General features: G+C 72.1%; 6 protein-coding genes. 5 read left to right on the plus strand and 1 reads right to left on the minus strand.

Features of this window, described 5'->3' with window-relative positions:
• The first annotated feature begins 160 nt into the window (after positions 1-160).
• From OXR63_RS06145 to OXR63_RS06165, 5 genes are all read left to right on the plus strand, one after another.
• On the plus strand, positions 161-2,197 hold the full coding sequence (locus OXR63_RS06145; protein WP_267420955.1) for a S1C family serine protease: 2,037 nt from the start codon (positions 161-163) through the stop codon (positions 2,195-2,197).
• Between the two features lie 1,066 nt (positions 2,198-3,263).
• Positions 3,264-4,307 carry a glycosyltransferase family 2 protein gene (locus OXR63_RS06150; protein WP_267420957.1) on the plus strand — a complete coding sequence of 348 codons (1,044 nt, stop codon included), beginning with the start codon at positions 3,264-3,266 and terminating at the stop codon, positions 4,305-4,307.
• A 5-nt stretch (positions 4,308-4,312) separates the two neighbouring features.
• The gene (locus tag OXR63_RS06155) at positions 4,313-5,140 is read left to right on the plus strand and encodes a CDP-alcohol phosphatidyltransferase family protein (protein ID WP_267420960.1); all 828 of its coding nucleotides are present in this window, start codon (positions 4,313-4,315) and stop codon (positions 5,138-5,140) included.
• Positions 5,137-6,045 carry a glycosyltransferase family 2 protein gene (locus OXR63_RS06160; RefSeq protein ID WP_267420963.1) on the plus strand — a complete coding sequence of 303 codons (909 nt, stop codon included), beginning with the start codon at positions 5,137-5,139 and terminating at the stop codon, positions 6,043-6,045. Before OXR63_RS06155 ends, OXR63_RS06160 begins: the two co-directional genes overlap by 4 nt.
• 37 nt (positions 6,046-6,082) lie before the next feature.
• Positions 6,083-7,315, plus strand: a complete 1,233-nt coding sequence (locus OXR63_RS06165) for a CDP-glycerol glycerophosphotransferase family protein (protein WP_267420966.1) — start codon at positions 6,083-6,085, stop codon at positions 7,313-7,315.
• A gap of 52 nt (positions 7,316-7,367) precedes the next feature.
• On the opposite strand, the gene OXR63_RS06170 is transcribed toward OXR63_RS06165, so the two are convergent.
• A partial coding sequence (locus OXR63_RS06170) for a hypothetical protein (RefSeq protein WP_267420968.1) occupies positions 7,368-7,642 on the minus strand: 275 nt, incomplete at its 5' end.

The following is a 7,642-nucleotide window of genomic DNA, read 5'->3' on the forward strand; positions in this document are numbered from 1 at the left end:
CGCGCTGGACGGTCCCCAACCTAGTGCGTCCGCTCCGCCGCTCCCGGGAGTGCGTCCACAGGTGACGCATAAGCTCGCCTCAAGGCACTTGCAGGGTCGTCATCAGGACTGCCCAGGCTCGTGCGACAGACTGCACGAGCTTGAAAGGAGCACGTCCAGCATGACCGACACCACGCCCAACGGGCACGGCGACGACATCCGTCCGGACGACACGACCCATGGGGTCACCGCCGACGATGCCGCGCAGCAGACGGGCGACGCCGGCGCGTCGACGCCGAACGACGCACCGACCAGCGCGAGCGGGCAGGAGGCCCCCGGCGCGAGCACGGATGCCGACCACACCGACGTGATCCACCCAGCTTCCTCGGCCGGCGACACTGACCGGTACACGGCGCCGTACCCCACGGCGCAGTACGGCAGCGACCAGCAGTACGGCTCGGGGCAGCAGTACGGCTCCGACCAGCAGTACGGCTCGGGGCAGCAGTACGGCTCCGACCAGCAGTCCGGGCAGGGCCAGTACGGCCAGCAGTCCGGGCAGCAGTCTCCGTACGGCCAGCAGTCGTCGTACGGCCAGCAGTCGCAGTACGGCCAGGGTGACACCGGGCAGTACGGCCAGCAGTCCCAGTACGGCCAGCAGTCCCAGTACGGTCAGCAGTCCCAGTACGGCCAGGCGGACCAGTACGGCCAGGGCCAGTCCGGCCAGCAGGACCGTCCCCGCTACGGCGAGTACGCCCAGGGCTCAGCGCAGGCTCCGACCTCCGCCCACGAGCAGCCGGCGAACAGCCAGTACGGCTCCAACCAGTCCGGCTACGGTCAGTACGGCTCCAGCCAGTCCGGGTACGGCCAGTCGGCGTACGGCCAGTCCGCTCAGGCGCCGACCTCGAGCGCCTACGGTGACCAGGACGGCGCACCGCGCAACGGCCACTACTTCTCCGGCGCCACCGCTGCCGGTGCGTCGGGCGCAGCGGCAGGCACCACCACCGAGCCGAAGCGCCGGTCGCGTCTCGTGCTCCCGATCGTCGGGGCGCTCATCGTCGGTGCGCTCGTCGGCGGTGCTGCCGGCGGCGGCTGGGTCGCGGCGACGTCGAACGGCGGCTCCGTCGTCAGCTCCTCGGGCTCCGGCGGCGGCAACCTCACGGTCAACGACTACGACTCGGCGACCGTCGTCACCGCGGTGGCCGCGGCGGCGACACCCTCGGTCGTGACGATCAACGTCTCCGCCTCGAGCGAGGCCGGCACCGGCTCCGGCGTCGTCCTCACCAAGGACGGCTACATCGTCACCAACACCCACGTGGTGACCCTCGACGGCGACAGCTCCGGCGGCACCATCAAGGTGACGACCTCGAACGGCGAGATCTACTCCGGCAAGCTCATCGGCACCGACCCCACGGTCGACCTCGCCGTGATCAAGATCGACGCCACCGACCTGAAGCCGATGACCTTCGCGGACTCGTCGAACCTCAACGTCGGTGACACGGCGGTCGCGATCGGCGCTCCGCTCGGACTGTCGAACACGGTCACGGACGGCATCGTCTCGACCCTGAACCGCAGCATCCAGGTGACGTCGAGCGACCCGAAGGCCGGCGGCGACTCGAACGAGGGCCAGGGCAACAACGGCAACGGCCCGTTCGACTTCTGGGGCAACGGCGACAACGGCTCGAGCTCCGGCGCTTCTGCGACCGTCTCGCTCCCGGTCATCCAGACCGACGCGTCGATCAACCCCGGCAACTCGGGCGGTGCGCTCCTGGACTCCAAGGGCAAGCTGATCGGGATCAACGTCGCGATCGCCAGTGCCGGCGCCTCGGAGTCCTCCGGTTCGCAGGCGGGCAGCATCGGCGTCGGGTTCTCCATCCCCTCGAACCTGGTGAAGCGCGTCGCGAACGAGATCGTCGACAAGGGCTCGGCCACGCACGGCCTGCTCGGCGCGACGGTCGGCGACGCGAACGAGGACACCAACGCCACCCAGATGGGCGCCCTCATCAAGTCCGTGACGTCGGGCGGTGCCGCTGCCGGCGCTGGTCTGCAGAAGGGCGACGTCGTCACCAAGATCGGTGACGCCACCGTCGCGGACGCGACCGACCTCACCGCGCAGGTCCGGTTCTTCGCCGGAGGCGCGAAGACCACCATCACCTACGTCCGCAACGGCGAATCCCGCCAGGCCGACGTGACCCTCGGGACGTACGACAGCAAGAGCTGACGCACCCCACCACAGACGGGAGGCACGGTGCCAGCTGGCACCGTGCCTCCCGTCTGTGCGCGCCCACCCCGCTCGCCGGTCCCGCTCCGGTCCCCGTGCCCGTCCCATCCGTCGAACGGGCGAAATGCCGCCGTCCCTGCCGGACCCGACCCTGCGCTTCCGCCCGTTCGGCTCTGCTGGACGCGAGCGGGCGAAATGCCGGCGTGTGTGCCGGACCGGACCCCGCGATTCCGCTCGCTCGGCTCTGTTGGACGCGAGCGGGCGAAATGCCGACGTCCCTGCCGGACCGGACCCCGCGCTTCCGCTCGCTCGGCTCTGTTGGACGCGAGCGGGCGAAATGCCGGCGTGTGTGCCGGACCGGACACAACGCTTCCGCCCGCTCGGCTCTGCTGGAGGCGAGCGGGCGAATGCCGCCGTGCGTGCCGGACCCCGCGCTTCCGCCCGTTTGGCCGCGGAAAGCCGAGCGGGCGAAATGCCGCTGTCTCTGCCAGACCCGACCCGGCGCTTCCGCCAGTTCGCGCTTGGACAGGCGAGCGGGCGAATTGCCGGCGTGTGTGGCGGACCGACCCCGCGCTTCCGCCCGGTCGGCTCTGGGGGAGGCGAGCGGTGAGATGCCGCCGTCCCTGCCGAAGTCGACCCTGCGCTTCCGCCCGTTCGCCCGCGGACAGGCGAGCGGGCGGAATGCCGGCGTCCCTGCCGGACCGGACCCCGCGCTTCCGCCCGTTCGGCTCTGCTGGAGGCGAGCGGGCGAAACGCCGCCGTCCCTGCCGGACCCGACCCCGCGCTTCCGCCCGCTCGGCTCTGCTGGACGCGAGCGGGCGGAATGCCGGCGTGCGTGGCGGATCCGACCCCGCGCTTCCGCCCGTTCGCCCGCGGACAGCCCAACGGGCGAAATGCCGGCGTGTGTGGCGGATCCGACCCCGCGCTTCCGCCCGTTCGGCGAGAGGGAGAGCAGAGGGAGCGGGAGGAACTGGCGGCAGGACGGGCGCGCAGGGCGGCGACAGGTGGGGGAGTCCGGGGATTGATAGGCTGCAGGTCGCTCACCGCCAGGACCCCGAGGGATCGCATGCAGACAGACGGACAGCGCCTGCCGGGCGTCTCGTACGTGATGCCCGTCCTGAACGAGGTGACCGAGGTGCGCGCTGCGGTCGCGAGCCTCCTCGACCAGGACTACGCGGGGCCGTTCGAGGTCGTGCTGGCGCTCGGACCCTCCATCGACGGCACGAACGAACTCGTCGCCGAGATGAGTGCCGCCGACCCCCGCATCCGCGCGGTCGACAACCCGGTGGGCTCGACGCCCGCCGGCCTCAACGTGGCGATCCGCGCCTCCGAGCACCCCGTCGTGGTCCGCGTCGACGCGCACTCGGTGCTCCCGCGGGACTACACGCGCATCGCCGTCCGGACCCTGACCGAGTCGGGTGCGGACAACGTCGGCGGGATCATGCGCGCCGAGGGGCGGACGCCGTTCGAGAAGGCCGTGGCGCTCGCGTACGGCAGCCGCGTCGGTCTCGGCGGGACGCCCCACCACGTCGGTGGCCAGGCCGGACCGGCCGAGACCGCCTACCTCGGTGTCTTCCGGCGCGACCGCCTGTTCGCGGTCGGACTGTTCGACGAGGGCATCAAGCGCGGCCAGGACTGGGAGCTGAACCGGCGGCTGCGGACCACCGGCGGCACGGTCTGGTTCACGCCCGAGCTCGTCGTCACGTACCGGCCGCGGCCGAGCCTGAAGCGCCTCATCCGGCAGTTCGTCGCCACGGGACTGTGGCGCGGTGAGCTCGCACGACGGTTCCCCGCGGGCAACGGCGTGCGGTACTTCGTGCCACCCGTGATGGTCGCGGGACTCGGCCTCGGGCTCGTCGCGGGGATCGTCGGCGTCGTCGGCGCGGCCCTCCGCAGCGGTGCCGCGTGGGCGTTGCTCGGCTTCGTCGTCCCGGCGGTCTACCTGGTGTTCGTCGTCGTCGGTGCCCTCGCGGTCTCCCGACGCTCCGACGCGGCCACACGGGCGTGGCTGCTCGTCGTCCTGCCCTGCATCCACATCGGCTGGGGGGTCGGGTTCATCGTCGGGTTCCTGACGCGGACCTCCGAGCTGACGACCCACACCGGACGGTGACGCACGTGAGCGACCCCCAGCACGACCGCGGCGAACGCGGCTACGCCCACCCCACCTCCATCGCCGAGCTGCGGGCGGTCGCGCAGCCGGACGAGGTCCGGGCGCGCGCGAACGCCGAGCACTGGACCGCGTCGCTGTACCTCCGGGACATCTCGCCGTACCTGACGTGGGTGCTGCTGAAGACCCGCGTCAGCGCGAACCAGGTGACCGGCCTGATGATCCTGGTCGGGTGGTCGGTCGCCGCGGCCCTGCTGATCCCGGGGCTCTGGGGCGCTGCACTGGCGCTCGTGCTCGGGCAGCTCCAGATGCTCGTCGACTGCTCCGACGGTGAGGTCGCCCGGTGGCGCGGCACCCGGTCGCCCGCAGGGGTGTTCCTCGACAAGGTCGGGCACTACACGACCGAGGGACTCATCCCCATCGCCCTCGGCGTCCGTGCGGCGACGTGGCCGATCCACGGCGCGGACTGGATGTGGACCACGATCGGGTGCGCGCTCGGCCTGGTGATCGTGCTGAACAAGGCGCTGAACGACATGGTGCACGTGGCGCGTGCGAACTCCGGTCTGGAGAAGCTCGTCGACCGTCGGGACGCCTCGACGGCACCGTCCGGACGGCGCCTCGCCTCGCTGCGCAAGGTCGCCCGCTTCCTGCCGTTCCACCGGCTGTACCACTCCGTCGAGCTCTCCATCCTGGCGTTCGTCTTCGCGTTGATCGGGCTCGTCGTCGGCCACCCGCTGATCGACCGGGTCCTGGTGGGCGCGCTCCTGCCGCTGGCCGTCATCGCCACCGCCGGACACTTCCTGGCGATCATCTCGTCGAAGCGGGTCCGCGCGTGACCCCGGCCACCGCCAGACGCCACGCGGTCCCGCACCGCGAGCGCCCGCGCATCGCGGTCGTCAGCCTCACCCAGGGCACCCGCCCCGAGGACCTGCGACGCGGTCTCGACAGCGTGCTCGCGCAGCAGGGCGTCGAGCTCGACGTCGTCTGCGTCGGCAACGGCTGGGAGCCGACCGGGCTGCCCGAGGGCGTCCGGTCGCTGGCCCTGCCGGAGAACGTCGGGATCCCCGCCGGACGGAACGCCGGCGCCGAGGTCGTCGACGGCGACTACGTGTTCTTCCTCGACGACGATGCCTCCATCCCGTCGGAGACGTTCCTGCTGGACGCCGTCGCGCTGTTCGAGCGGGACCCGTCGCTCGGGCTCGTGCAGCCCCGCGTGGTCGACCCCTCCGGCGCGGCGAGCCCGCTGCGCTGGGTGCCGCGCATCCGCAAGGGCGACCCGACCGAGTCGTCGCCGGTGTTCTCCGTGTGGGAGGGCGCCGTCGTGCTGCCGATGGACGTGTACCGCGCCGTCGGGGGCTGGGGCGCACCGTACTTCTACGCGCACGAGGGCATCGAGCTCGCCTGGCGCGTCTGGGACGCCGGCCGACGCACCTGGTACGCCGGGGACCTCGTCGCGCACCACCCGGCGATCGACCCGGCCCGCCACAGTGAGTACGTCCGGCTGAACGCCCGGAACCGCGTGTGGATCGCACGGCGCAACCTGCCGGCGCCGCTCCGCCCGGTGTACGTCGGGTCGTGGGCCGTGATCCAGGTCCTGCGCTGGTGGCGGCACCCGCGTCGCCTGCGGGTGTGGTTCGACGGCGTCCGCGAGGGCTGGACGAGCGACTGCGGTCCCACCAGACCCATGGGCTGGCTCACCATCGGCCGCATGACCCTGGCCGGCCGTCCCCCCGTCGTCTGACCCGATCCCGACCAGCACCACGAGAGAGCAGCGCAGCATGTCGATCCTCAGCGACGCCCGCACTGCCGTCCGGCTCGTCCGACGGCTCCTGCGATCCCGATCCAGCCGACGGGCCCTGGCACGCCGGCTCCCCGCGCAGGAGCGGCTGGCACCGGGGAGCATCGAGGTCGCGGTGTACTTCGCCGACGGGCCCGTGAACATGTACCAGGTGCGGCAGTGGTACGAGCCGCTCGCCGAGCTCTCCCGCACGCACCGGGTCGCGATCATCTCGCGGAACCCGGGGACGATGCTCACCCTGCTCGACGAGGCGCCCGTCACCGCGGTGTACGCCCGGCAGGTCGTCGACCTCGAGCGGTTCGTCGACGAGCAGACGCCGAAGCTGGTGCTCTACGTCAACCAGAACGCCCGCAACTTCCAGATGATGCGGTACGGGCGCATGTGGCACGTCTTCGTCAACCACGGCGAGAGCGACAAGATGTACATGACGACGAACCAGTTCAAGGCGTACGACTACGCCCTGATCGCTGGTGAGGCCGCCCGTGACCGGCTGGCCGAGGCGCTCTGGGACTACGACGTCGAGCACCGGGCGATCGCCATCGGACGTCCGCAGGCGGACCACTTCGCCGGGAAGCCGCCCTACCCGGCCGACGACCGCACCGTCGTGCTCTACGCACCCACCTGGGAGGGGGACCGGGAGGCCGCCGCCTACGGGTCGATCGCGAGTCACGGCACCACCATCGCCGACCGGGTGCTCGCGTCGCCCCGCCACCGCCTCGTGTACCGTCCGCACCCGCGCAGTGGCGTCGTGGACGCGGCGTACAAGGCAGCGCACGAGCGCATCGTCGCCGCCATCGACGCCGCCAACACCGCGGACCCGTCGGCGCACCACGTGCACGACGACGGGCCCGCGCTGGGCTGGCAGCTCGCGGACGCGGACGTCGCCATCACGGACATCAGCGCGATGATCTACGACCGGCTCGCCGTGGGGAAGCCCCTCATCGTCACCCGCCCGGTCGCGGCCGGTGCCGACGTCGACGAGCGCGGCTACCTGACCGCGGCGGACTGGCTGCTGGCGGAGGACGCGGACCAGGTGGTGGCCCGCGTCGACGCAGCGGCACACGACGCCAGCCAGCTCGCGGACCTGCGCCGGTGGGTGGACCGGTACTTCGGGGAGACGACACCCGGCGCCGCGACGGCCCGCTTCCACGACGCCGTCGAGCGGCTCATCGCCCGCTGGCACGAGGTCGCGCGGGACCACGGCGCCGCCTGACGCACGGCGACGCCTGACCACGGCGACGGGCCGCTTCGAGCGGCATCGGCCGTCAGGGCGCCATGCCCGGTCCGACGAGCGACATGCGCCACAGGTACTCGGAGCGATCGGGTCGACGCCAGCGGACGATGACCACGCCGGTCTCGTCGGGTGCGGCGCCGAAGACCGCGATGCCGAGGCTGCGACCGGGGTCGAGCCGGCGGACGACCAGCGGTGGGCAGTACCCGGTGCCGAGGTGGGTGAGGCTGAGACCGTCGACGGGTTCGTCGCCGATGTTGACGAGGTCGTAGCGGCGGGGTGCGGCCGTGCGGTCGACGGCGAAGGGGA

Origin of the sequence: Curtobacterium sp. GC_Cur_3 (assembly GCF_026544205.1) — a bacterium.
Taxonomy (GTDB): Bacteria; Actinomycetota; Actinomycetes; order Actinomycetales; family Microbacteriaceae; genus Curtobacterium.

Excerpts from the sequence above, each read along its gene's own strand:
- OXR63_RS06150 (WP_267420957.1), top strand. The coding sequence starts at position 3,264 with ATGCAGACAGACGGACAGCGCCTGCCGGGCGTCTCGTACGTGATGCCC.
- OXR63_RS06165 (WP_267420966.1), top strand. The coding sequence starts at position 6,083 with ATGTCGATCCTCAGCGACGCCCGCACTGCCGTCCGGCTCGTCCGACGG.
- OXR63_RS06145 (WP_267420955.1), top strand. The coding sequence starts at position 161 with ATGACCGACACCACGCCCAACGGGCACGGCGACGACATCCGTCCGGAC.